This is a genomic window from Amycolatopsis sp. 195334CR (genome assembly GCF_017309385.1).
Lineage (GTDB): Bacteria > Actinomycetota > Actinomycetes > Mycobacteriales > Pseudonocardiaceae > Amycolatopsis.
Map to the genome: position 1 here is coordinate 2,882,094 of NZ_JAFJMJ010000002.1, position 22,222 is coordinate 2,904,315.

Sequence of the window (22,222 nt, forward strand, 5' to 3'; positions counted from 1 at the left end):
CGGCTCAGCGCAGCGGCACGATCCAGTCGAGCTGGGTTCCGCCACCGTCGCGCGGGGTGATCGCGAAGGAACCGCCCAGGGCCTCGGCGCGCTCGCGGAGGTTGCGCAGGCCGCTCGTCGTGACCTCGGCCGGGATCCCGGCACCGTCATCGGCCACGGTGATCCGCAGTTCGTCCTTCGCCGCGACCGTCACGGTCAGGCCCGCCGCGCCCGCGTGCCGGACGGCGTTGCTCACGCCCTCGCGGACCACCGCTTCGGCGTGCTCGGCCAACTGCTGCGGCACGGTGTCCAAGGTCCCGGACATCACCACCGAGGGATGCAGTTCACTCGATTCGGTGAGTTCGGCGATGGCGTCGTGCAGCCGGTTGCGCAGCCGCTGCCCGGTGTGCCCGGCCGCGCCGCCGTGCAGGTCGAAGATCGCGGTGCGGATCTCGTGCACGATCTCGTGCAGTTGATCGATGCTCTCGCCGAGCCGCCGCTGCAGCTCGGGTGACTTCGCGCGCCGGTGGGTGCTCTGCATGGCCAGGCCCACCGCGAACAACCGCTGGATCACGTGGTCGTGCAGATCGCGAGCGATGCGGTCGCGGTCGGCGAGCACGTCCAGTTCCCGCGCGGTGCGCTGCTGGGTGGCCAGTTGCAGCGCCAGGGCGGCCTGGTCGGCGAACGAGGCGATCACCGGCAGCTGATCGGCGGCGAAGCCGGGCGCGCCGACCTCCCGCGCGGCCATCAGCACCCCGGAGGTCCGATCCCCGGCCCGCAACGCGACCACCAGCGACGGCCCCAGCTGCGAGTTCCCCAGTGCCACCTCGGGCACGTTGCGCGGGGTGCGATCGCGGTACACCGCACCCAGCAGCGACAACGCGACCTCCAGCCGCATCCCGGTGAGCTCCGCGGACCGGCTGCCCGCGCACACGAGCACGGTCAGCTCGTCGGCGGTGTCGTCCCAGTCCTCGTCGGCGTCGAACTGGGCGGAATAGGGCAACGCCAGCAGCGTCACGTCGGAACCGGTCAGTTCCAGTGCCCGGCTGGCGATCAGGTTCAGCGCTTCGGCCGGTTCGGTGCCGGCCAGCAGTTCCGTGGTCACCTCACCGGTGGCCGCCTGCCACTGCTGGCGCAGCCGCGCCTGCTCGTAGAGGTGCGCGTTCTCGATGGCGATCCCGGCCGCCGCGGCCAGCGCCTGCAGCACCACCTCGTCGTCCTCGGTGAACTCGCCACCGCCCTGCTTCTCGGTCAGGTACAGGTTGCCGAACACCTCGTCCCGCACCCGGACCGGGACACCGAGGAAGGAGTGCATCGGCGGGTGGTTCGCCGGGAAGCCGACCGAGGCCGGGTGCCGCGAGATCTCCTCCAGGCGCAACGGTTTGGCCTCGTCGATGACCAGCCCGAGCACCCCGTGGCCCTCCGGCAGGTGACCGATCCGGTCCCGGGTCGGCTCGTCGATCCCGATGTAGACGAACTCGGCCAGCGACGTGCCCTCCCCCAGCACGCCCAGTGCGCCGTACCGGGCTTCCGCCAGGTCGATCGCGGCCTGCACGATCCGCCTCAGCGTGGTGTCCAGCTCCAGCCCGGAGGCCACCGCCAGCACCGCGTCGAGCAGGCCGTCCATCTTGTCCCTGGTACTGATCAGCAGCTCGATGCGCTCCTGCAGATCACGCAGCACCTCCCGCACCCGAAGCTGCGAGAGCGTTCCGGTCACGCGGCGGGCGCCGCTGCCGTCGTCCTCGGTGCCCGAGTCAGCGGACATGGCGGCCGTCTCCGTTCCGTCCGGGACTTTCCCGCCGTGGCGGGTGACTTTCTTCCCTTACGCCGACCGGCAGGCTGGCAGCACGCTCAATCGACATCAGCGGCCAGTCTGCCGCCCATTGCCGGTGAGGGGAAGAACGCTCATGCAAGTGGCCTCGGTCGGGGGCCTGAGCACAAACCAGGTGGAATCGGTGCTGCAAGCCGCCATTCTCGCGCCCTCGACGCACAACACCCAGCCGTGGCTGTTCCGCTGCTCCCCGGCCGGCATCGACCTGCACGCCGACCTCAGCCGCGCACTGACCGCCACCGATCCCGACCGGCGCGAACTCCTGCTGTCGTGTGGTGCCGCCCTGTTCAACCTCCGGGCCGCCATCACCGCGCTCGGCGCGCACCCGGCGACCGTGCTGCTCCCCCGGCGCGAGGAACCCACCCTGCTGGCCAGTGTGCGGCCCCTCGCCGTCCATTCGCCGGACGGCCGGATCACCCGGCTGGCCAAGGCCATTCCGCGCCGGCACACCAACCGGATGCCCTTCACCACCACGCCGGTGCCCGGACACGTGCTCGCCGCGCTGCGGCGTGCCGCCGAGGTCGAGCACGCCTGGATGCCGGTGCTCGACCAGAACCAGCGCGACCGGCTCCACCGGTTGGTGGAAAAGGCCCACCAGGTCCAGGTTTCGAACACCGCGTTCCTGGCCGAATGGCAGCAGTGGACGCACCGCCCGCGAGGATCACGGGACGGGGTGCCGCTCAGCGCCGCGGGCACGGTGTCCAACTCCGACTGGACGCTGCGGGACTTCGGCAGCACCGGTACGCGCCCTCCGGCGGGCCACGGTGAGCCACTCGTCGTGGTCATCGGCTCGTTCGGCGACTTGCCCGCCGACCGCCTGCGGACAGGCCAGGCCATGCAGCGGGTGCTGCTCACCGCCACCGCGGCCGGGCTGGATGCCTCGTTCATCTCCCAGCCCGTCGAGGTCCCGTCAGTACGCCGCGAACTGCAGAAACTACTGGGCGGCGGGCTGTGGCCGCAGATGGTGCTCCGCATCGGCTACGGCTCGCCGACCGCCTGGACCCCACGCCGCCCGCTGGCGGACGTGCTGCTCACCGGGCAGCACCTCAACGCCTAGCTCAACGGCGTCACATCCCGGCTCGACCGGACGACTGATGAATCATGACCGACACAACACCCCGGAAGTTCACCGACCTCGGCTTGACGACGCCGTCCGTCTGGAGCGAGACCATCGCCGTGCACGGAAGTCAGGAGCGCATCCTGGCAACCGGCAGCCCGTCGGACGCGGCCAGGCAGATCGCACTGGAACAGCTCGGGGTCCTCCACTCGATCCGGCGCATCCTGATGTGGGTTCTGATCATCATCCCCGCGCTCGCGATCGGACTCGCGATCGTCTTCGGCGCGATCTCCGCGTCCTCGGACAGCGGCTCGTACTCGACACGCTGCACGTCGATCTACTGCTGAAGCACCCGCTTAGTGCTCGGCGTCGCGCGCGGCGCCGCCGCGCAGTTCGGTGGCGAGTACCGCGGCCTGCGTCCGGCGCTGCAGGCCCAGCTTGGTCAGCAGCCGGGACACGTAGTTCTTGACCGTCTTCTCCGCCAGGAACATGCGCTCGGCGATCTCGCGATTGGTCAGCCCCTCGCCGATCAGCTCGAACAGCGTCCGCTCCTGGTCGGTGAGCTGGGCCAGCGGGCCCTTCTTCTCCGCGCTCTCACGCAGCTTCGTCATCAGCGCCGCCGTCGCCCGCGCGTCCAGCAGCGAACGACCCGCACCGACCTCGCGGACCGCCGAGATCAGGTCCATGCCCTTGATGTCCTTGATCACGTACCCGCTGGCCCCGGCCATGATCGCGTCGAGCATCGCCTGCTCGTCGGTGTAGGAGGTGAGCATGAGGATGTTCAGCTCGGGCAGCTTCGACCGCAGCTCACGCGCGAGTTCCACCCCGTTGCCGTCGGGCAGCCGGACGTCGAGCACCGCCACGTCCGGGCGCAGCGCCGGGATCCGGGCCAGCGCCTCGGAAACGTTCCCGCCCTGCCCGATGACCTCGAGATCGTCCTCTTCGTTGAGCATGTCGGCGACACCACGCCGGACCACCTCGTGGTCATCCACCAAGAACACCCGGAGCATGCCGCTCTCCTTCCGATGATGAGCAGCCTACGACGGGTCACGCCGTCCAGACGATGACCAAAGTCCCTGGTTCGGAGGTAGTCCTTCCTTCGATTGTCAGCACTCGGGCAGGCCGTCGTCCTCGAAGAAAGCCCAGCCCGGTCGCGGAAGCGTGAAGTTCACGCCTCAGTCCGCCCACTTCCAATGGCGGATTTCGGGGAGGTCCTCGCCGTGTTCGCGGATCCAGTGGTGGTGGCGCTGCCGCGCCTCGCTCATGCGCTGCCGCAGGCCGCCGGCGGTGGTGGCCAGGCCGGGAACCCGGTCGATCACGTCGATGACCAGCTGGAAGCGGTCCATGTGGTTGAGCACCAGCATGTCGAACGGCGTTGTGGTCGTGCCGAGTTCGCGTCCGGTGGGAAGTAGACCCGCACGACTTCGGCGCTCTTGCTCGCCACGTGGTCGACGAAGCCGGGGTCCTGGTGGGAGAAACCGTTGTGGTCCTGTCGCCAGACATGCGACGTGAGCAGGTAGTTCAGCGAGGCAACCGGGCGCCGCCATGGGATCTCGCGGTGCACCTTCAGCCACTTGATGTGCTGGTTCACGATCGAATCCACGATGTGCACGAAGGCCTCGTAGCAGGAGACCTGCCCGTGCCTGCCCGAGAGCAGGTAGCCCTCCAGCCAGCCCTGGCACAGGTGCTCGGACAGCACCTCCAGCACCCGCCCGTCCGCGGCCAGGTTCTCGTCGACCGGTTCGATCGCGCCCTGCCACTGCTTCGCCGTCACCTCGTACACGGCGTCGAGCCGGTTGGAGGCCGTCTCGTCCGGGCCGAAGAGGCGGAAGTTGGCCCGGCTCGCGTTCACGGCGAACACGTCGCGCAGGTACTTGCCCAGCGCCCGCGTCGGCGAGGTGAGCTGCGTGCCCGGTTCCGGCACCGGCACCCCATGGGAATCCGGCAAGGGCAGGGCAAGTGGCCGCAGGATCCGCCCGCCGTTCGCGTGCGGGCTCGCGCCCATTCGCCGGTCCCCCGCCGGGATCAGCGCGGTCACCTCGGCGACCGGCACGCCGGTCGCGTCGAACAACTCCTCCGGCCGGTACGAACGCAGCCAGGATTCCAGCTGCGCCAGCCGGTCCGGGTTATCCCGCACGTCGTGCAGCGGGACCTGGTGCGAACGCCAGGTCCCCTCCACCGGCAGGCCGTCCACTTCGGACGGTCCGGTCCAGCCCTTCGGCGGGCGGGATGCGCGACAGCACCGTCGGGTTGGCGATCTTGTAGCCGTTGAGGTGCAGGATCGGCAACACCCGGCCGTCTCGCTGGGGATCGGGGAACTTGTTGGCGTGCCAACTCGTGGCCAGCGGCCCGGTCTCGGCCTCACCGTCGCCGATGACGCAGGCGACGACCAAGCCGGGATTGTCGAACGCGGCACCGAACGCGTGCGCGAGAGAGTAGCCGCGTTCACCGCCCTCGTGGATCGACCCCGGCACCTGCGGCGCGACGTGGCTCGGCACCCCACCGGGAAAGGAGAACTGCCGGAACAGGGTGCGCATGCCCGCGGCGTCGCGGGTGACTTCGGGCCAGGCTTCGGTGTAGCTGCCTTCCAGCCAGGTGTTGGCCAGCAGCGCGGGCCCGCCGTGGCCGGGACCGGTGACAAAGAGGGCCTCGAAACCGTGCGTCACAATCGCCCGGTTCAGGTGGGCGTAGACGAAGTTCAGCCCCGGCGACGTGCCCCAGTGCCCGAGCAGTCGCGGCTTGACGTGCTCCCGCTGGAGCGGCTGGGTCAGCAGCGGGTTGTCCATCAGGTATATCTGTCCCGCGGACAGGTAGTTGGCCGCTCGCCAGAGCGCGTGCACCTGTCTGAGTTCGGCAGGGCTGAGCACCCCGGCGTGGACCGCGGTCACTTCGCCTTCTCCGGGCGCACCACGAGCACCGGGCACTGCGCGTGCTGGATCAGGGCCTGGCTGGTCGAGCCGAGCAGCATTCCGGTGAACCCGCCGCGCCCGCGGCTGCCCACGACCAGCAGCTGTGCCTGCTCGGAGTGCGCCAGCAGGGCGTGCCGAGGCCGGTCGCGGAGCAGTTCCCGGCGGATCTCCACGGTCGGGTACTTCTCCTGCCACCCGGCCAGGCGCTGGGCGAGCAGCCGCTCCTCCTCGTCCCGGATCGCCTCCCACGGCGAGGGCAGCCGCGAAGCGCCGTAAAAGTCGTCGTAGGTGACGTCGCTCCACGCGTGCAGCGCCACCAGTGGCGCGTCCCGCAGCGACGCCTCTTCGAACGCGGCGGCCAGCGCCTGCTCACTGTTCGGGCTGCCGTCGATGCCGACCACGACCGGTCCGGACACCGGCAGCTCACCACCTTCCCGCGGCCGCACCACCACCGCCGGGCAGTGCGCGTGGCTGGCCACGGTGGCCGCCGTGGCACCGACGAGCATGCCGGTGAACGCACTGCGGCCACTGCGCCCCACCACCACCATGCGGGCCTCGCGGGACAGGTCGATCAGCAGCGGAACCGGCGGCTCGGTCGGCATCTCGGTGTAGACACTGAGCTCCCCGACCACCTCACGCGCGGTTTCCTCGGCGTCGGCGAGCAGCTGGTCCCCGGCTTCCCGGAGCGAGTCGACCAGCTTGGACGGCATCGCCAGCCCGCCCCCGTAGTAGAGCTCGGCGACCCGCAAGCCGTGCACGATGTGCAGGCCGAAGTGCCGGCGCCCGGCTTCCTGGGCGGCCCAGCGCACCGCGGCGGCCGACCCGGCGGAGCCGTCCACCCCGACGACGATCTTGTTCTCCATCAGACAAGCCCTTCTGTGGTTTCGGAAACGGTGCGCGCGTCGAGCACGCCGGGCACGGCCTGGGCGAGCAGGGTGGCCACGTGGCGGTCGGTCTCGCTGTCGTAGGCGTCGACGATGTGGACGACGCCGTCGTGGACTTCGACCCGCCAGCGGCCGGGGCCGCCGTAGATCTCGAGGTGGTGCCGGACGTCGGCGGCGATGTCGGCGTCGCTGCGGGCCAGCGCGCGCACCACGTCCCGCCGGGTGACGATGCCGACCACGGTGGCACCGTCCACAATGGGCATCGCCCGGATGCGGTCGTCGAGCAGCGCCCGGCACAGGTCGGCCACATCCGTGCCGCCGCCCATCGCCACCGCCGGCGAGGTCATCAGCGAACCCACATCGAGATCGGGCACCGGGTGCGGCGTCTCGTGGTGGCGGTACCGGACGTCGCGGGGTACGCGGTCGCGGATCAGGTCGGCTTCGGTGACGATGCCGATCAGGCGGTCGTCCTCGTCGAGCACGGGCAACGCGGTGAAACCGTGCTCGGCCAGCAGCGAAGCGGCTTCCTTGGCCGAGGTCGACGGCCGCACGGTGATCACCGGCGAGGTCATCAGCTCACGGGCGCGCATCGGTGGCCACCTCCGCCGGAGCGTCCTGCCAGACGTAGTCGAGCCGGTTGTCCACCGCGACCACGCCCCGCACCTGCCCGATCCGCCTGCCGACCGGCGCGACCTCGCTACGGCGCTCGACGCGGCCCACCACGGTGACCACGCCGCTCTCGACGAGCACCCGCACGCGGTCCGGGCCGAGCGAGAACTCCTGCCACAGCACGGTGTTCTCGATCTCGTGCCGGATCTCCGCGTCGTCCCTGGCGAACACGCTGATCAGGTCGTGCCGGGCCAGCACGCCGACCGGCTTGCCGTCGCGGACCACGAACAACCGCCGGACCCCGGTTTCGGCGAACCGCGCCGCCGCGGTGGTCAGCGAGTCCTCGGCATCCACGCACAGGGCGGGCGCGGTCATCAGCTCGGCCGCGGTCCTGGCCGCCGCCTTGCGCCGCTCCAGGCGGTACCGCAGCCGGTGCCGCCGCTTGAGGCACACGCGGTAGTGCGCCAGCAGATCCGCCTCCGAAACCACGCCGGCCAGCGCGCCGTCGGCGTCGGTCACGCCGACGGCGCTGATCCGCCGGGTGGCCATGTGCTCCGCGATTTCCTTGAACGTAGCCGACAATCCCACGGTGACCGGGTCTGCGGTCATCACCGAGGCGACCGTGCTCAGGTTCATGACCGGACTCCTTCGGGGTGCGTGCGGACGACCATCACCGGGCAGTTCGCGTGGTGGGCCAGCGCCTGGCTGGTCGAGCCGAGCACCAGTCCGGTGAACCCGCCGCGGCCCCGGCTGCCGACCACCACCAACTGCGCCTTGTTGCTCAGTTCGAGCAGCCGCTGGCGGGGCTTGTCCCGCGCGACGACCCGCTCGACCGCCACGTCCGGGTACCGCTCCTGCCAGCCCGCCAGGCGTTCGGCGAGCAGACGCTCTTCCGCAGTGGTGACCGATTCCCATTCGAAGTAGGCGCTGCCCTCGCTGAACAGACCGGCGGGGTCCGCGTCGTGGCAGCTGTGCAGCGCGAGCAGCGGTGCCCGTCGTACCGAGGCTTCGGCGAAGGCGTGCGCGATCGCGGCCTCGCTCATCGGGCTGCCGTCGACCCCGACGACCACCGGCCCTTCCTGCGGGCGACCGCGGTCCCGGCCGCGCACGACCACCACCGGGCAGTCGGCCCCGGCGAGCACCGGGATCGACGTCGAGCCGACCACCAGCCCGCTCACCGCGCCACCCGGTTTGCCGAGCACCAGCATCCGCACGTGGGCCGACACCTCGCGCAGCACGGACACCGAACCGAGCGGGCTGACCCTGGTCTGCACGCGCAGGCCGGGAGCCATCTCATTGGCCACCGCCGCCGCGTCGGCGACCATGCGCTCGGCGGCCTGCTTCTTGGCCTCCAGCCATTCGGCGGGCGGGTAGACGCGCATCGCGAACGACACGTCGTCGAGGCCGTAGGCGCTGAGGATGAACAACGGCGCGTGCAGGCGGACGGCCTCCTCGACCGCCCACCGCGTCGCCGCGAGCGCCGGTTCGGAACCGTCGATCGCCACCGTGACCGGTGGATTTCCCGCTGGTGACCCATTCATCGCCGTTCCTCACCTTCGCTCGTTACCGACGAATCGAAGCTATCCAGCGGACCCGTGCCGCGAATGCGGCCGTTCTTCCCTTCACACAGGGACTTTCGCCCGTCAGCGCAGGCGACACCAAACGCGCACGAACCCGTAGACGAGCCAGCACAGCCCTAGGACGCCGAGCCAGCTCAGCAGGGCGACCGCGACTCCGGCGGTCACCGCGTTGGATGGCGCCTCCGGTGGTGTGACTGGGTTTCCGTGCTCATCGAGCCAGACCGGCACGGCGGCCCCGGCTTTCGCTCGCTGCTCGGCGGGGACCATGCCGGTCCGTCGCTGCGCGTCCGCGGTCACCCACGTGGCAGGCGTGTCGACCTTGTGCGTGATGGCGGTGCTGTGCGAACCGCTCGCGGGTGCGTCCGCCCGCAGGACCGCGGTCGCCGGATACCGGGTGGTAGCCTGGTGTTCGATGATCGCGGCGCGGTCGTCGTGCATGTGCCCACCGAGCGCGATCGCCCCGGGCAGCGCCAGCGCCGCTACCGCCAGCACCACGTTCAGCAGTGCCGCCTCGACGCGGTCCGTGTGGCGGGCCAGCGGCTTCCGGCCGGGGAACAAGCGAGTTCACCACCTGGTTCCGAGCCGGGCCGAGTCGCCGAACCGGGACTCGGTCAACAGCACCCTCATGACCGGATCACCGCGACCGGGCAGCTGCTGTGGTGCAACAGGCCCTGGCTGGTCGAGCCAAGGCACATCCCGGCGAACCCGCCACGACCGTGCGAGCCGACCACCAGCAGCTGGGCATCCTCGGCCTCGGCGGCCTTGAGCAGCCCGCGCACCGGCCGATCCCGCACCGACCGCTCGATCACCTCGACCTCCGGGTACTTCGTCCGCCAGGCCGCCAGGTGCTCGGTCAGGCCGCGGGCCTCGTCCTCGCCGATGAGCCGGTAGTCCAGTTGCATCGGCATCACCGGCCAGCCGTGTTCCAGCGTCAAGTCGGTCCACGTGTGCACCGCGATCAGCGGGACCTCGCGCAGCGCCGCGCCGGCGAACGCGAAGTCGAGCGCGGCGTCGCAGTTGTCCGAGTTGTCCACCCCGACCACGATCGGCCCGCCCTCCGGCGGCTCCGACTCCAGCGTCTTCCCGCGCACGACCACCACCGGGCAGTGCCCGTGGTGCGCCAGCGCGACCGCCACCGACCCGACCAGCAGGCCGCTGAAGCCGCCCAGCCCGCGCGACCCCAGCACCACCAACTCGGCCTCAGCCGACTCCGTGACCAGCAGGTCCGCGGCCACGCCCGCACGCAAGTCGGTGTGGATGACCACCTCGGGTTCGACCTTCTTGACCGCGTCGGCCGCTTCCCCCAGCCACTGCCGCCCCTGCTCCAGCAGTGCGTCGCGGTAGTCCCGCGGCAGCGCCACCGGCACGTGCGGCTTCGGCGGCAGGAAGCAGGCGTGGAACAGGCGCAGCGCACGGCCGCGGCGCACGGCTTCCCGCGCCGCCCAGCGCACGGCGTGCAGGGCCGAGGCCGACCCGTCGACACCAACCAAGACCGGTTTCTCGTTCATCGCAGTTCCTCCAGGGAGACAGGGGCGGGCAGGGGCCGGGACAGGGATTCGGCCGGATGACCGGCCCGGATGAGCAGCTGGGGGTAGCCCTCCAGGCCGAGCCGCTCGATCAGCCCGGCACGGACCTCGGGCAGGTGCAGCGGCTGGGTCACCACCGACGCCACCAGCCCGCCGGCCACCGCGTCCAGCCAGATCCGCTGCATAGCGGCACCGGCGTGCAGGTGGTCGCGCCGCGTGTCGTCCGGGGTGAGCACCGCCAGCAGCCCTTCCCGGGCCAGCCGGGCGGTGAAGGTGATCTCGTCGGGTACCCGGGTGTTTCGCCGGACCAGGCCCGCCCACGGCAGGCTCGATCGATCAGCGGGCTCCGCGGTCCACGCGGTCAGTTCGCGCTGGTAGGCGGCGTCGTCCTGGAGCACACGGGCCGCGTAACCGAGCAGTTCGGCCAAGTCGGCGGACTCGGTCCGGTGATCGATCACCCTCGCCTGGGTGCCGTCCTCGCCCACCGCACGGCTGAGCGAGCGCAACCGCTCGACGGGCAGGCGCCGGAGCCGGAACGGGTGCCGGTAGCTGTGCCGCCGGAACATGGCCGCGTACCGGGTCGCGATCTCCTCGGTCAGCTCCGCCCGCCCGGCCGCGTGGACCCGGGCCACCAGCTCCGCGCGGCCGCCCTGCGGGAACAACGTGGTTTCCACGCCCCAGCCGAGCGCCCGAACAGCGAGCTCCAGATTGACCAGCGCCGCCCCGCACGAGATCACCCGATCCCGGCCCGTCGGATCGTGCCTCGGCAACGACACCTCGCGCCGCTCGTACAGATTCACCACGTCACCACGCGGTTCGATCAGCCACGGCCGGGTGTCGTGCACCGAGGGCGCGTGGCTCACCGCCCTCGCCAGCGCGCCGATTTCCGCAGTCGACCAGTTCATCACAGGACCTCCACCCGTCCACTGTCTCCGGCCGCGGCGCGCCCCGGCAGGGACCCGGGTCACCGAGCCGTGGGCCTTTCGCCACCCATCAACGGAGTTCCACCCGGGAGACCCCGGGAACGGTGTGCGCGAGCGCGCGGACCGTCTGCCGCTCGGCCGCGTCGGTGAACCCGCCGCCGACGCTGACCACCCCACCGGCCACCTCCACCGACCAGCGCCTGCGGTGCCCGGCGTAGTCGTCGAGCAGCACGTGCAACTGCGCCGCGATGGCGTCGTCGTGGCGGACCAGCGGGCGCAGCAGGTCACGCCGGCTGATCACCCCGGCCAGCACGCCCTCCTCCACCACCGGGACGCACCGCAGGCGATCGCTCAGCATGTGCCGCGCCACCTCGGTCACATCGGTGTCCGGCGAGACCACCTCCACCGGCCTGACCATCACCGCCGCCACCGTGGTCTCCGCGGAGCCGAAGTCGGCGCGCAGCGCGTCGGCCTCGGTGAACACCCCGACGACCTGATCGTCCTCGTTGACCACCGGCATGCCCGCGAAGCCGTGTTCGATCAGCATCGCGGTCGCTTCCCGCACCGGCGTCTCGGGCGAGACCGCCACCGCGGGCCGGGTCATGATCTCTCGTGCCAGCATGAGCCGCTCCTCCTCCTGGTAGGTGCCTGACGCTACGAAGCCGGACCGCCCGCCGACGGCGGCCGATCGTCACCGGCCGCGGTGACCTTCGCCCCCGGACAGGGCGACCCCCACCGGAACAGGCTGGAATCCCCTGAGCGGAAAGGAACCGACCATGTCGATCCGAGAATCCCGGGTCGCCGACCCGACCCGGATCTCCGCCGGCGCCGCCCAGTCGATCTCCGTGTTGCGCGTCGCCACCGGCCTGCTCTTCCTGTGGGCCTTCGCCGACAAGACCTTCGGCTGGGGCTACGCCACCCCGGCCGCGAACGCCTGGCTCAACGGCGGATCCCCCACCAAGGGCTTCCTCAGCGGCGTCCACAGTGGACCCTTCGCCGAAACCCTGCGCGGCTGGGCGGGTGCCTGGTGGGCCGACTCGCTGTTCATGATCGGCCTGCTGGGCATCGGCATCGCGCTCGTGCTCGGCGTCGGCCTGCGCATCGCCGCGGTCACCGGCACGGTGATGCTGCTGCTGATGTGGGTCGCGGAATGGCCGCCCGCGCGGTTCACCGACACCGGCGAAGCGACCCGCTCCACCAACCCGGTGATCGAGTACCACCTGATCTACGCCCTGGTCCTCATCGTGCTCGCGGCCGTGTACGCCGGGCACACCTGGGGCCTGGGAAAGCGCTGGGAACACCTCGTCGGCGACAACCGCTGGCTGCTGTAGAACCGAGCCACCCCGCGGAAGGCATTGCCCATCGGTCGCGGGCAATGCCGTCTGTCTATTGTGGACCTTCCGGGGCGGCGAGGGTGAAGTAGGCCTCTTCCTCCTGCGCGAAGCGAAGCGTGAGGACGGCGTCGGACCGTACAGCGTGGCACGCAGGTCCTCGACCTGATCCGGCTGGGGCCTCCGCAACGGCAACCAGGAGACGGCCGCCTTCCCGCGCCTCGACGAGCCTGCCGGGACGCTCTTCTGACGTCGCGTACGGTTCGGGGCTGTGGAAGCGGTGCCAGCTTCGCTACTCCGCTTTCAAGTAGTTCGAGAGCTCGCCGCAGCGAGCACCGAGCTCCTCGACCTTCGGGATGAGGTCCTCAATGGACTCGTCGTCGTGGGCGTCGTGGACTTCGGGCAGCACCTTGGCGTATCGGGCGGCGAGCGTGCCGTAGTCCTTGTCGAACTTCGTCCGCTGTTTCGCACTCAGCTGCGGTTTCCTGCGTGCGTACTCGGCGTCCAGTGAGAGCAGCCGACCGGCTACGACAGCCGCCGCGGCACCCAGCCGTGTCCTCGCGTCCTCCGCGTGTGCCCGTCGCTCCAGCCGTGCCGCCGTGAGCCTGCCCGCCCCGCGGGAGACGAGGTACAGCGCCAGGGCACCGAGCACGACGCCCGCGGGCGCACCGCCCGCGATGAGGAAGCGGGGCAGCGGTGCCACGATCGTCCGCGTGCCGTCCGGGATGGTTCCCGCCCGCACGAGCGAGTCGTAGTTCACCACCACGACCTTGAGCGCGTCGAGCGGTGAATCGACGAACTCGTCCACTCCGGACGGGAGCTGCGATTCGGCGACGTAGGCCTTGCCGAAGCCCTCGTCCTCGGCGCCTGCCAGCTGCACGCAGCCGTACGTGTCGTATTCGCCGCCTGCTGGGCTGAGCAGCAGCCCGACCGTGCCGGCCGCGGGTCCTTCGAGGTCGTCGCACGCCTCACCGAGGTCCTCGCCCTGCGGCAGCCAGGCGACAACGAGCCTGCGGTTGCCCACGATCCGCTCGGCGGCCTGCTCGTCGATGTCGGTGCCGTCGCCGACGTGGACCGAGGACACACGCAGGTCGGACTGCAGATCGTCGTCGAACGCGCCACCGGTCCACAGCCCCCAGCCCGCGAGCACCACGCACACCGCCAACGCGATGAGGAACAGGCCGTTGCCCCGGCCGCGATACCGTCCGAGGGACTCGAGCGCGCTCATACCAACTGCCTCCCCACGTACACGTCGGGGCGGTAGTCGGTGCGCCCGAGCAGCCGCGCGACCTCGTCCAGCTGGGAATGGGCTTCGGCGAGGAACACGTCCGGCTTGCGACCCTCCTCAATGGCCTCGCGCGCGCTGTCCAGCTTCGCGAGCGCGACGGTCAACGCCACATCACTCTCACCGTCGGTCAGCCCCGACACCTCGATGGCCAGCGCCGTCAGCGCGCCGAGTCTCGCTCCCGCCCCCGTCCCACGCGCAAGGCCACGCGGCTTGCGCACCGCGCGCGCCGACAGTGCGACGAACACCGCCACGCACCCGGCGAAAACCCAAGGCAGCACCGGCAACGTCACCCGCAGCGGGTCCGGTGGCTGATACGGCAGCGGCCGGTCGAACAGCCCCGCGTAACGGATGTCGATGACCCGATCGAGGTAGACGCCGAGAACGGCGTCCTGCGGATACGCGCGCGACGACAGGTGGCTGCCGAACTGAGCGTAGGTGCTCGCGGCGGCGACGTCGGCGAAGGCGTCCGCGTTCGGCCCGTGGTAGGAGACCCACAGTCCGTAGAGGACGACGATCGGGCGGGCGGGGAACCGTGCCGTGAGTGCCGGCCCATAGTCGGGCACCGGCTCGCCGAAGGGCTGCCGCGGGAACGCTGCCACGAGCGGCTCGGCGCCGTCGAACGCCTGCCGCGCCGCCTCGCCGGGCACGCCGGTCAGCGTCGCGCCGTCGGCGGTGTAACGGCCGTCGGCGCGCAGTGCGGCTTCGACGGGGGCCAGCTCGGCGGCGGTTGGCTCCCGCCAGCGGAAGTCCGGCGCGCTGTCGGCGACCGGCTGCTTCCACAGGTGCGCGAGCAGATAGCTGATCAGGCCCGTGACGTCACCGACGGCGAACTCCGCGCGCCGCTCGTCGAGGGTGCTCGGCGAGACCTCCAGGATGCCGCCGCTCACGGTCGTGCCAACGATCGTGACCACCTCGCGCTCGTCACCGTCCACCTGGGATTTCGCTTCGCTGATCCGCTTCCTCTCGGCCTCGTCGAGGCCCGGCGGAGCGACGAGGATGCGGGCGTCACGGCCGCCGATCAGCTGGTCGACCCTGGCCTCGTCCCAGTGCGCGACAGCGCCGGGGAGCCGGACCACGCGTTCCGCCTGCAACCTCGCGACGAGCTCGTCGACGGGCGGCACCGAGGCATCCGAAAGTCCGGCGTCCTTGTTGCCTTCGCGGGATTCCGACGACGTCGGCGACTGCGCGTAGCTCACGTCGATGGTCTCGGCACGCTGCGAAACCAGGAAGAAGACGAGGGCCGCCACAGCCGCGCCGAGGCACGTCCACCGCGCGACACCGAACCAAGCACCGACCTCGCGTCGCGTATCACTCACCGACTGCCTCCCGCCACAGCCTCCCCGCGCGCCGCGCGTCACGCCCCGCGTGCTCGGCCGAGTCCGCTCCCCCACCTTCGGCCGCAATCGCCTCGGCCCGTGCGAGGAGGTCGTCGGCTTCCGGCACCGCCGTCGCGCACGCGTCGCGGCGAATCGTCGCGGCCTCGATCGCCGACCTCGCCGCGGCCCACGCCTCGTCGCGGCGCTGCCGCCGTCTCCTCGCGTGCGGTACGAAGGTCGCCAGAACCCCGGCAGCCACGAGCACGACGATCCCGACAAGCCAGATCGGCCAGGTTGGCGACACTCACGCACTCCTCGATGGTCGACAGCGGTCGATCAAGTAGAGCGAGCCTACGTCCTCCGGCTCGTTCCCTCCGTAGCCGGTCGGCCGGACAGCCGCCGACGGCGATCCCGAACCCGCGCGGCGAAGGACCACGAATTCCCATCCGGCAATTCACCGGGTTCCGGACCGTGCCGATCTTGGCCGGGGCCTGCGGACCCGGCCGCGCAGCTCGAGGCAGGCGCAGTGCTTGACCCTCCGCTTGCCGGCAGCACCGGCCGCCGCGCGAGCAGGGAGCCGGGCGGTGGCGTTGTGGAACTCGCACAACCGGACCGCGATCTGTTGGCGGGCTGCCCCTACCCCCGGTGCCATGCCGTTTGCTTCCCTGTGACGTCGACAACCGGCCATGCACGCCTGTTCAGCGTCGAAGGGTGTTCCCATGCGCAGACTCCGCCGCATCGCCTCGCTCGCGGTCCTGCTCGCCGCCGGGGTGAGCGCTCCTGCGACCGGCACCGCCGCCGAACCCACCGCGCTGCGGGAGGTGATGTTCGTCGGCAACAACTGGGAGGGCACCGCGGACGTGCTCGAGTCCAGCGGGAGCTTCGGCCGGATCGGCCGGGTGAACATCATCCCGGACAAGGAGGACCGGCTGTGGGAGATCTACACGGACCCGGTGAAGCTGGCCTTCTTCCTCGGCATCCGGTCGGGGCCGGGTGAAGGGCACGACCAGTTCGTCGACGACATGTACACCACACCGGACGGCAGCGCGGTGGTGGCCTCGCGGCCAAGCTTCGCCGACGTGGTCTCGATCGACCTGGCCACCGGCGCCGTCCGGTGGCGTTTCCCGGTTTCCGGCTTCCGCTCCGACCACATGGCCGTCTCCCCCGACGGCAGGCGGGTCGCGGTGTCGGCGTCCACGTCGAACACCGTGCACGTGCTCGACATCGAGACCGGCGCGCAGGTCGGTTCGTTCGGCGCCGGGGACAAGCCGCACGAGAACGTCTACACCGACGGTGGCCGCCACCTGTGGAACATGTCGATCGGTGAGGTGAACACCGATCTCGACGCGCCGTGGCTGGACTTCACCAAGGGCGATCGGCGGATCACCGTCGCCGACACCAGCACCCACCAGGTGGTGAAGGTGATCGACATGCGACAGCGGCTGGACGCCTTCGGCCGGTCGGACCTGTCAGACTCGGTGCGGCCGGTGGCCTTCACCCCGGACGAGTCGAAGCTGTACTTCCAGCTGTCGTTCTTCAACGGGTTCGCCGAATACGACGTGGCGGCCGACAAGATCACCCGGATCAAGACACTGCCGAAGAACCCGGCCACCAGCGAGGACCGGACCACCTGGGTGAACGACTCGCGCCACCACGGCATGTCGATGAACCCGGCCGGAACCAAGCTGTGCGTCGCCGGGACGATGGACGACTACGCCACCATCGTCGACCGCGCCACCCTGACCGAGGGCTCGCTCGTGCCCGCGGCCAAGCCGTACTGGGCCACCGTCAGCGGCGACGGGCGCAGCTGCGTGATCTCCGAAAGCGGCGCCGACCAGATCACCGCGATCGACTTCGCCACCGGCACGAAGAAGGTTTCGGTACCGGTCGGTGACCACCCGCAGCGCATCCGGATCGGCCACGTGCCCTCCGGCTGGACCGGACCAGCGGCATCCTGACCGAAACCACCTCACCGTCGACCACGGACATCCCGATCAGGCCGTTGTTTCCTGACGAGCACGAGTACCGCGACGAGCGGAATGGGCGCGAGCGATGCCGAGCCACGGCGGCAACGGCGTCCGCGCCGCCGTCGGCAACCTGACCGGCGCCCCCGCCGGGGCGGTACGCGGCAGCTACGCAGAAACGGATCCGCGTGCAGCACGAGCGGGTCTCATCGGCACGTGCTTACCTCTTCTCGTCGCGGCTATCGCCCCATCCCCCCGGCACAGGTTCAGGTCGAGGGCCGGAATCCATTGAATTCAGCCGATTTGTGGTGCGAACGACCGATGTGGTGATCAACAGCAGGGTGTTGGCTGCCCGGGATCCATTCGTATCCGAAGGAGAACCCGTGCGTCAGCGCTTGCCCGTCCTGCTCGCTTCCCTGGCCTTGGCCCTCGGTGGCCTCGCCGTCACGGCCGGCCCGGCGTCCGCCGCGACCTACGGGTACATCAACTGGACCAACAACTGCTCCGGTCCCAAGCTCTACTCGATCATCTACGCCAGCGGGTCGAAGTCGGGCCAGGTCGTCGTGCAGCAGAGCAGGGTCCCGGCAGGCGCGAAGCACAGCCAGAAGGTGCCGTCCGGCTACAAGTACCAGGTCACCGCGAACGGCGGCTGGGACACCGTGACCATCCTCAACATCTCCGGCCGGGTGCACAGCGTGGCCGTGAAGGCCTGCTGAGCGGCGTTCAGGCGACCCGGGTGACGCCAGGATGACCGCCTCTGTTCGGTCGGCAACCGGACGGTCATGCTCGCGCCACGGCGGTGGTCGTCGGCTCGGTGATCCGGGAGGAGGGCGCGGTTTCGGGCAACGCCATGGTGGCCATCAGCGCTTTCGCGATCTCCGTCCCGTTCGGACTGTGGTGGCTGCAGAACGAGCGGCGCACCCGAACACTCGGGGACGAACTGGCGCGGGCTCAGCAGGAACTCGCCGAAGCCCACCGGCGCGAGGGTGCCGTCCGAGAGCGCGACCGGCTCTCGCGGGAGATCCACGACACGCTGGCCCAAGGGTTCGCCTCGATCATCGCACTGGCCGAGGCAGCACGTGTTGCTCCCGACCCCGAGCAACGCGTGCGGCACCTGGCGTCGATCGAGACGACCGCGCGGGAGAACCTCACCGAGGCGCGAGTGCTCGTCGGCTCGGTGCCGGCGGCCGCCACCGGCTCGCTTCCCCAGTCCCTGCGGCACACGCTGGAGCGGTTCGCCGAGGACACCGCACGGTGCACGCCGAGCTGGCCGAGGTCGCCCCCGATCCGCACGTCCGCGGCGCGTTGCTGCGCTGTGCGCAGGAATCGCTGGCCAACGTCCGCAAGCACGCCTGCGCCTCGGCGGTCACGGTCGTACTCACCCGGCGCCCGGACGCGGTCGAACTGGAGGTCACCGACGACGGCCGCGGGTTCGTGGTGGCGGACGCACGTGGCTTCGGCATCAACGGCATGCGGCAACGGCTCGCGGAACTCGGCGGCGACCTCACCGTGACCAGCTCGGTCGGCGACGGGACGAGGATCCTGGCCGAGATCCCGATCCCGGAGGGCGGACAGCGATGACCGTGCGGATCGTCGTCGCCGACGACCACCCCGCCATGCGAGCAGGTGTGGTCGCCCTGCTCGCCTCCGACTCCGACCTCGAGATCGTCGGGGAGGCCGCCGATGGCCACGAGGCGCTCGAACTCGTCGCGCGGCTGCGGCCCGACGTCGCGGTGCTCGACCTCCGCATGCCGTTACTGGACGGGGTCGCCCTCACCACCCGGATCGTGGCCGAACACCCCACCACCCGGGTCCTGATCCTCACCACCTACGACACCGACCGGGAGATCGAACGCGCGGTCGACGCCGGCGCACTCGGCTACCTGCTCAAGGACGCCGGTCGTGACCAGCTCACCAGCGCCGTCCGCGCCGCCGCCCGCGGCGAGACCGTGCTCGCACCCAGCGTCGCCGCCCGGCTGGTCGCCCGGATCCGAGCCCCGGCCCCGGTCACCCTCACCCCTCGCGAGGTGGACGTCCTCCACGCAGTCGCCGACGGTCTGTCCAATCCCGACATCGGCGCACGCCTGTTCATCACCGAAGCCACCGTGAAAACCCACCTCCTGCGGATCTTCGCCAAACTCGACGTCAACGACCGCACCGCCGCCGTCGTCGCCGCGCTCCAACGAGACCTCCTACCCCACTACCGCGACCGATAACCCGGGTCCGCCACGGGGCTTGAACCCACCCCGCTCCCTGTCGCAGTCGGCTGCGCACGGGCTCGGCCGGCGCCCTTTACTTGTTGCTCGGCACGCAAGTTAGTTGGCTATGCTGCCCCCGTGGCCACAACTCGCCGGACGCAACAGGAGCGTCGTCAACACGCCGAAGCCGCCTTGCTGAACGCCGCCGCGGAGCTGGTCGTCGAGCAGGGCGTGCGGTCGCTGACGCTGGCCAGGGTCGGCGAACGTGCGGGATACAGCCGAGGGATCGTCACGCATCACTTCGGTGGCAAACAGGTGCTGATCGAGCGGCTGGCCCGCACTACGCAGACGGGTTTCGTGCCGGGGCTTACCGATGTGCCGCCCGGCTTGGATCGGCTGTTGCGGCTCATCGATGGCTACATCGGCGCCTTCGGCGACGTCAGTGTGATGAACCGGGCGTTCCTGTTGCTGTGGGCGGAAGCCGCTACAGCGGCGGAATTGGCGCCGTTGTTCCGCGACCGCGACGAAGCCTTCCGCGCCGATCTCCGCGACGATGTCACCGCGGGAATCGCCGGCGGCGAGATCCGTCCGGACGTCGTTCCGGGCGAAGTGGCCGTCGCTGTTGTCGGTCAGCTACGCGGTATCGGCTTACAACGCCTGCTGGCTCCCGAAGCGGTCGCCGTCGACGAGCTGCGCCGCAGTGTCACCGACTACTGGCGCCGAGCCCTACACGCTAGCTGAGCCACCTTCGGTTCCGTGCGGGGCGAAGCTCGGGAAACTAACTTGCGTGTCGCCCAACAAGTAAGTGTAGGCTGGCGGAGCACCGAGACCTACGGAGGAAACCGATGATCGAACTCGACGGCCGCGAACTCGAGGCCCTGCTCGCCGACGACCCGGGTGGGCCGGTCGTGATGCTCAACCTGCTGCGGTTCCGGCCCGACGGCGGCCGCGAAAGCTACCGGCGCTACGCCGAAGCCCTCGGCGGTGAGGTCAACGCCCGGTACGGCGTGACGGTGGAGTACCTCGGCGACGGCGAGCGGCCGCTCGTGGCCGAGAGCGGGCAGGCCTGGGACATGGTGGTGCTGGTCCGCTACCCGAACCGGCGGGCGTTCGCGGACATGGTCCGTGACCCCGACTACCAGGCGGTCGCCCACCTGCGCAGCGAAGCGCTGGTGGAGACGGTCCTGCAACCGACCACACCGGTTGGGCTCTGACGCCCCGCAGTTGTCGCGCAACGGCAACCCGGAGACGGCCCCGACGTGCAGAACACGTCCTGAGGCTCCCGCGAGCTCGACACCCTCCCCCAGCAGGGTGTCGAGCAATCATTCGGTGATCAGCACGCGGTGTCGTGTCGCGGGCGCTCGCCGGTGACCAGGAACGCCGTCGTCAGCTCGGTCGCGCACGGGTTGTCCTTGAACAGGTAGGTCAGGTGACCGCCCTCGTCCGCGGTGATCATCCGGGCGCGGTGGCCGAAGGCGGCACGCAGCTTCCTGGCGCCGGCGAGCGGGGTCGCCGGATCGCGCTGGTTCTGCACGATGAGCACGTTCGACGGCCCGCGGCCGGTGATCCGCACCGGCGGCTCGACCGGCTCGGACGGCCAGAACGCGCACGGGGTGATGCTGGCCGCGGCGGCGCCGAACATCGGGTGACGGATCCGGTCGATCGCCACGTTGCGCTGGTAGGTGCCGATCGCCTCCGGCCAGTCGGAGTCGTTGCAGATCACGTGGAGCTGGCTGGCGAGGTAGTTGTCCGACGGCGCCGGTGCGAGCGCGGCACCGGCTTCGGGCAGCGGCTTGCCGGTGTCGAGCGCCTGCCAGGCCGCGGCCAGCCACGGGAACTCCTCGTCGAAGTAGAACCTCGCGAAGGTGACCTGGCGGAACAACTGGCCGTTGACGCCCTCCGGGCGCGGCGTCGCGTCCAGGCGCGCGGCGAGGTCGAAGTACTTCGCGGTCACCTTCGCGGGCGTGTCGCCCAGGCCGTATTCGGGACGCTCGGCCACGAACCGGGCGAAGTCCGGGAACCGGTCCTCGAAGCCCTCGCCGAACTTCCGCGAGAACTCGGCGTCCCAGCCGCCGGGCCCGGTCGCGCTGTCGAGCAGGAACCGGTCGCTGCGGTGCGGGAACAAGGTCGTGTAGACCGAACCGAGGTAGGTGCCGTACGAGCGGCCGAAGAAGGACACCGTGGTCTCACCCAGCGCTTCGCGGACGCGGTCGAGGTCGCGGGCGGTGTTCGCGGTGGTGATGTGCGGCAGCAGCGACGCCGTCGCCGACTTCCCGCATTGTTCGGCGACCACCTTCGCCTGCTCGGCCTGTTCGCTGACGTCCGCGCTGTCGCGCGCGTAGAGCGGGATGTTCGTGATCCACTGCTCCGGCGTCAGGTCGCAGGTCACCGGTGTGCTGTGGGCGACTCCGCGCGGGTCCATGCCGATGATGTCGTAGGTGTCCAGCACCTCCCGCGGAAGCTTGAGGTTGTCCCGCAGCACCGCCGGGTAGGCCAGGCCTTCCCCACCCGGCCCACCGGTGTTGGTCAGCAGCACGCCGCGGCGCTTCGCCGGATCGGCACTGGACAACCGCGAGATGGCGATCTCGATCTCCCGCCCGCCCGGGTTCCGGTAGTCCAGCGGCACGTCGAGCGTGGCGCACTCGAGCCCGGCTCTGACGATCCCTTGTGGACACTGACCCCACTGCAGTGTCTCCGCCGCAGCCGCCGCGGGCAGCAGCGAGGCCGTCAGCGCCGCGGTGAACACGACCGGCACGAACTTCCGCATGATCACTCTTTTCCGTTGTGGATGATGATGTTCGGCGACGCCGAGCTGATTCCACCCCGT

23 protein-coding genes and 2 pseudogenes are annotated in these 22,222 nt (G+C 70.6%); 10 read left to right on the plus strand and 15 right to left on the minus strand.

Annotated features, from left to right (window positions below):
- Positions 1-4: 4 nt before the first annotated feature.
- Entirely contained in the window at positions 5-1,744 is a 1,740-nt protein-coding gene (locus JYK18_RS36240; protein WP_206807912.1) for a GAF domain-containing sensor histidine kinase, read from the minus strand.
- 181 nt (positions 1,745-1,925) lie between these two features.
- On the opposite strand from JYK18_RS36240, the gene JYK18_RS36245 reads away from it, so the two are divergent.
- Together JYK18_RS36245 and JYK18_RS36250 are read left to right on the plus strand one after the other, a co-directional pair.
- Positions 1,926-2,867 carry a nitroreductase family protein gene (locus tag JYK18_RS36245; RefSeq protein ID WP_307796206.1) on the plus strand — a complete coding sequence of 314 codons (942 nt, stop codon included), beginning with the start codon at positions 1,926-1,928 and terminating at the stop codon, positions 2,865-2,867.
- A gap of 44 nt (positions 2,868-2,911) precedes the next feature.
- Entirely contained in the window at positions 2,912-3,214 is a 303-nt protein-coding gene (locus JYK18_RS36250; RefSeq protein WP_206807914.1) for a hypothetical protein, read from the plus strand.
- 9 nt (positions 3,215-3,223) lie between these two features.
- Here JYK18_RS36250 and JYK18_RS36255 read toward each other — a convergent pair whose 3' ends face one another.
- The 10 genes and pseudogenes from JYK18_RS36255 to JYK18_RS36300 all read right to left on the minus strand — a co-directional run bounded on the left by JYK18_RS36255 (position 3,224) and on the right by JYK18_RS36300 (position 11,920).
- The gene (locus JYK18_RS36255; protein WP_206807915.1) at positions 3,224-3,877 is read right to left on the minus strand and encodes a response regulator transcription factor; all 654 of its coding nucleotides are present in this window, start codon (positions 3,875-3,877) and stop codon (positions 3,224-3,226) included.
- A 165-nt stretch (positions 3,878-4,042) separates the two neighbouring features.
- Positions 4,043-5,755: pseudogene (locus tag JYK18_RS36260) on the minus strand (hypothetical protein).
- Entirely contained in the window at positions 5,752-6,639 is an 888-nt protein-coding gene (locus tag JYK18_RS36265; RefSeq protein WP_206807916.1) for a universal stress protein, read from the minus strand. The pseudogene JYK18_RS36260 and the gene JYK18_RS36265 overlap by 4 nt, the downstream one beginning before the upstream one ends.
- The gene (locus JYK18_RS36270) at positions 6,639-7,250 is read right to left on the minus strand and encodes a CBS domain-containing protein (RefSeq protein ID WP_206807917.1); all 612 of its coding nucleotides are present in this window, start codon (positions 7,248-7,250) and stop codon (positions 6,639-6,641) included. The genes JYK18_RS36265 and JYK18_RS36270 overlap by 1 nt, the downstream gene beginning before the upstream one ends.
- Entirely contained in the window at positions 7,237-7,905 is a 669-nt protein-coding gene (locus JYK18_RS36275; RefSeq protein ID WP_206807918.1) for a CBS domain-containing protein, read from the minus strand. The genes JYK18_RS36270 and JYK18_RS36275 overlap by 14 nt, the downstream gene beginning before the upstream one ends.
- The gene (locus JYK18_RS36280; protein WP_206807919.1) at positions 7,902-8,810 is read right to left on the minus strand and encodes a universal stress protein; all 909 of its coding nucleotides are present in this window, start codon (positions 8,808-8,810) and stop codon (positions 7,902-7,904) included. The genes JYK18_RS36275 and JYK18_RS36280 overlap by 4 nt, the downstream gene beginning before the upstream one ends.
- A 102-nt stretch (positions 8,811-8,912) precedes the next feature.
- A complete protein-coding gene (locus JYK18_RS36285) occupies positions 8,913-9,407 on the minus strand; it encodes a hypothetical protein (RefSeq protein WP_206807920.1) in 495 nt (164 codons plus the stop codon).
- A gap of 65 nt (positions 9,408-9,472) precedes the next feature.
- On the minus strand, positions 9,473-10,357 hold the full coding sequence (locus JYK18_RS36290; RefSeq protein ID WP_206807921.1) for a universal stress protein: 885 nt from the start codon (positions 10,355-10,357) through the stop codon (positions 9,473-9,475).
- A complete protein-coding gene (locus tag JYK18_RS36295) occupies positions 10,354-11,280 on the minus strand; it encodes a hypothetical protein (RefSeq protein ID WP_206807922.1) in 927 nt (308 codons plus the stop codon). The genes JYK18_RS36290 and JYK18_RS36295 overlap by 4 nt, the downstream gene beginning before the upstream one ends.
- Positions 11,281-11,368: 88 nt before the next feature.
- Positions 11,369-11,920, minus strand: a complete 552-nt coding sequence (locus JYK18_RS36300; protein ID WP_206807923.1) for an HPP family protein — start codon at positions 11,918-11,920, stop codon at positions 11,369-11,371.
- Positions 11,921-12,074: 154 nt separating this feature from the next.
- Here JYK18_RS36300 and JYK18_RS36305 point away from each other — a divergent pair, with 154 nt between their 5' ends.
- The gene (locus JYK18_RS36305; protein ID WP_206807924.1) at positions 12,075-12,629 is read left to right on the plus strand and encodes a DoxX family membrane protein; all 555 of its coding nucleotides are present in this window, start codon (positions 12,075-12,077) and stop codon (positions 12,627-12,629) included.
- Between the two features lie 292 nt (positions 12,630-12,921).
- Here the strand turns inward: JYK18_RS36305 and JYK18_RS36310 are convergent, their stop codons facing one another.
- The 3 genes from JYK18_RS36310 to JYK18_RS36320 form a co-directional block, all read right to left on the minus strand.
- On the minus strand, positions 12,922-13,857 hold the full coding sequence (locus JYK18_RS36310) for a hypothetical protein (RefSeq protein WP_206807925.1): 936 nt from the start codon (positions 13,855-13,857) through the stop codon (positions 12,922-12,924).
- Positions 13,854-15,164, minus strand: a complete 1,311-nt coding sequence (locus JYK18_RS36315) for a hypothetical protein (protein WP_307796207.1) — start codon at positions 15,162-15,164, stop codon at positions 13,854-13,856. Before JYK18_RS36315 ends, JYK18_RS36310 begins: the two co-directional genes overlap by 4 nt.
- Positions 15,165-15,225: 61 nt before the next feature.
- On the minus strand, positions 15,226-15,492 hold the full coding sequence (locus JYK18_RS36320; RefSeq protein ID WP_307796208.1) for a DUF6403 family protein: 267 nt from the start codon (positions 15,490-15,492) through the stop codon (positions 15,226-15,228).
- Positions 15,493-15,952: 460 nt separating this feature from the next.
- Here JYK18_RS36320 and JYK18_RS36325 point away from each other — a divergent pair, with 460 nt between their 5' ends.
- The 7 genes and pseudogenes from JYK18_RS36325 to JYK18_RS36350 all read left to right on the plus strand — a co-directional run bounded on the left by JYK18_RS36325 (position 15,953) and on the right by JYK18_RS36350 (position 20,609).
- Entirely contained in the window at positions 15,953-17,191 is a 1,239-nt protein-coding gene (locus JYK18_RS36325; protein ID WP_206807927.1) for a YncE family protein, read from the plus strand.
- Between the two features lie 389 nt (positions 17,192-17,580).
- On the plus strand, positions 17,581-17,913 hold the full coding sequence (locus JYK18_RS36330) for a hypothetical protein (RefSeq protein ID WP_206807928.1): 333 nt from the start codon (positions 17,581-17,583) through the stop codon (positions 17,911-17,913).
- A gap of 134 nt (positions 17,914-18,047) precedes the next feature.
- A pseudogene (locus JYK18_RS48345) lies at positions 18,048-18,362 on the plus strand (histidine kinase); the annotation flags it as partial.
- An 89-nt stretch (positions 18,363-18,451) separates the two neighbouring features.
- Positions 18,452-18,778: a sensor histidine kinase gene (locus tag JYK18_RS47155; protein ID WP_242582420.1), complete on the plus strand. Its 327-nt coding sequence runs from the start codon at positions 18,452-18,454 to the stop codon at positions 18,776-18,778.
- Complete coding sequence (locus tag JYK18_RS36340) at positions 18,775-19,413, plus strand: response regulator transcription factor (protein WP_206807930.1); 639 nt, start codon at positions 18,775-18,777, stop codon at positions 19,411-19,413. The genes JYK18_RS47155 and JYK18_RS36340 overlap by 4 nt, the downstream gene beginning before the upstream one ends.
- A gap of 120 nt (positions 19,414-19,533) precedes the next feature.
- On the plus strand, positions 19,534-20,136 hold the full coding sequence (locus tag JYK18_RS36345) for a TetR/AcrR family transcriptional regulator (RefSeq protein ID WP_206807931.1): 603 nt from the start codon (positions 19,534-19,536) through the stop codon (positions 20,134-20,136).
- A gap of 104 nt (positions 20,137-20,240) precedes the next feature.
- Positions 20,241-20,609 (plus strand): DUF1330 domain-containing protein, encoded by a 369-nt coding sequence (locus tag JYK18_RS36350; RefSeq protein WP_206807932.1) that lies wholly within the window; start codon positions 20,241-20,243, stop codon positions 20,607-20,609.
- A 119-nt stretch (positions 20,610-20,728) separates the two neighbouring features.
- On the opposite strand, the gene JYK18_RS36355 is transcribed toward JYK18_RS36350, so the two are convergent.
- Entirely contained in the window at positions 20,729-22,162 is a 1,434-nt protein-coding gene (locus JYK18_RS36355) for an alpha/beta hydrolase (RefSeq protein WP_206807933.1), read from the minus strand.
- Positions 22,163-22,222 lie beyond the last annotated feature (60 nt).